A 1994-nucleotide genomic window follows, 5' to 3' on the forward strand; every position below is an offset into this window, starting at 1 on the left:
AGCAGCTCACCCTGCGCTGGTCCCTGCGGAGCGAGATGCGGTTCCTCTTCGAGCTGGTCGGCTTCGAGGTGGTTGCCGACTACGGCGACTTCAGGGGCGGGCCACCCGCCTACGGCCGCGAGCAGGTCTGGGTTCTGGGCCGCGCGGAGGGCTGACTCTCGACAATTGCCGGGCGCCGCGGGGTGCTTGCGAGTCGCAGTACACGTGACTACGTGCGTTGACTCCGTCAGCATCGCTTCCGCTCGACACGGACGCGGTTGCTCCATGAGGGCGGTTGGCCCGACTCCGCGATCATCGAGGTCCAGGGCTAGAGCGATGGCTCCGGCGATCGGATGCTCCGCCGCTATCGCGGATCGCATCCCGACATCGCGGCTCAAGCGCTACCCGCAGACGCTCGGGCGGTTCTTCAAGCCCGTGTAACTTCGCGTCGGTCTGACAAACCGACGGTCAGGAACCCCGACACTTCAGGGCAATCGCATCTTTGACCGGACGAAACTCTTTGTAAACCGCAGATTCCGGGTCCGATTCCCGGGGGGCGGCTCCGGACGCGGCGACCTCCCGGCATGAATGTGCCGACATTGCTCGAGTCGGCTGAATCTCATTGCCATGGCCGGGGCCACGCGCAATAGTCCACGCGTGAGAACGTGATCCGCCGCCGGACGTTCCTTGGCGCGGCCGGGGCTGCGCTCGCCGCCGCGTGCGCGCCGAACAGCTCGTCGACCGCTGCGACACCGTCGCAGAGCCTGGGACCGCCGGAGACGACCACGATCCGGTTCGCGGACACCCCGGCGTGCGATCCCTGGTACTGGCTCGCCGATCCGTTCCTCCGCGAGGAGGGCTTCACCGACATCCAGTACGGGGCCGGCGATCCCGCGGCGGGCACGGCCGAATTCGGCGTCTTCTACGGCAACACGCTCGCAGCCGCGGTGGATACGAGCGTCCCGGTCGTCGCGGTCGCCGGCACCCACACGGGCTGTCTCGAGTTGTGGGCGCGGCCCGGGATCAACGCCATCGCGGACCTCCGCGGGAAGACGATCGCCGTCAACCGGATCACGTTCTCCACCGCCGGGACGACGGGACGGACCGCCACGGACTTCGCGTACGGCTTCTTCGTGAGCCTGCTCGCGTACGTCGGCATGCAACCCGGGGACGCGAACTTCGTCGAGATCGGCCCGGACACGAGCATCATCTCGTACTTCGTGGATGGGAAGGCCGACGCCATCGCCACGGGCGGACCAGCTGGACCGGCCCTGCACGGCACGAAAAACAACCCCGGTCACGTCCTCCTCAACTCTGCGCTCGACAAGCCGTGGTCGCAGAACTACTGCTGCCTGCTCGCCACGAATCGCGACTGGGCCAGGGCGAACCCGGTGGCCACAAAACGCGCGACCCGCGCGATCCTACGCAGCATCGACGCCGGCAAACGGGATCTTCGCGCGACGGCGAAGGCCGCGATCGACGCGGGCCGCTACAAGGCAAACCCCGCCATCACCGAGCAGGTGGTGTACGACGTCATCAAGGATCAGTCGTTCGAGTGGCGGGACTACGACCCCGAGGACACCGTCCGCTTCTTCACGCTGCGCCTGACGGACGCCAAGCTCATCAAGAAGACGCCGACCCAGATCATCGCCGACGGCACGGACTTCGCCTACTTCCGACGGCTCCAGAAGGAGCTCAAGCCCTAGCACAGCGCCTCCAGCGGTCGCCTGATCCGAAAATGCCACACCGCCCCGAGTAACTCGCCCCGGCCTCCTTCCGTTCACTCTCACAGGCGTGGGTAGGACTTTTGGGGAGGGCCAAATGGCCATCAGAGCGACCAAGCGAGCACTGCAGAGCCCCACATTCGGCGACGTCGTTGCCGTGGTGCGCGACTACGTTGGCGAGATCGTGCTTCCGATCCCGGCGCTACCCAAGATCAGCCGCAGCACGGCGTTCCTTGGGTTGGCCGGTTCCGGGTTGGCGCTCCTGCTGGTCGAAGCGTTCCTCGTCGGCCC

Annotated in this window: 2 protein-coding genes; both read left to right on the forward strand. The window is 66.9% G+C overall.

Features of this window, described 5'->3' with window-relative positions:
• Positions 1 to 644: 644 nt before the first annotated feature.
• Entirely contained in the window at positions 645 to 1685 is a 1041-nt protein-coding gene (locus tag VIM26_RS03190) for an ABC transporter substrate-binding protein (protein WP_331948879.1), read from the forward strand.
• 115 nt (positions 1686 to 1800) lie between these two features.
• Positions 1801 to 1994: hypothetical protein (locus VIM26_RS03195; RefSeq protein ID WP_331948881.1), on the forward strand; the 194-nt coding region annotated here is incomplete at its 3' end.

The sequence above is a fragment of the Pengzhenrongella sp. genome (assembly GCF_036565025.1).
Classification (GTDB): domain Bacteria; phylum Actinomycetota; class Actinomycetes; order Actinomycetales; family Cellulomonadaceae; genus Pengzhenrongella.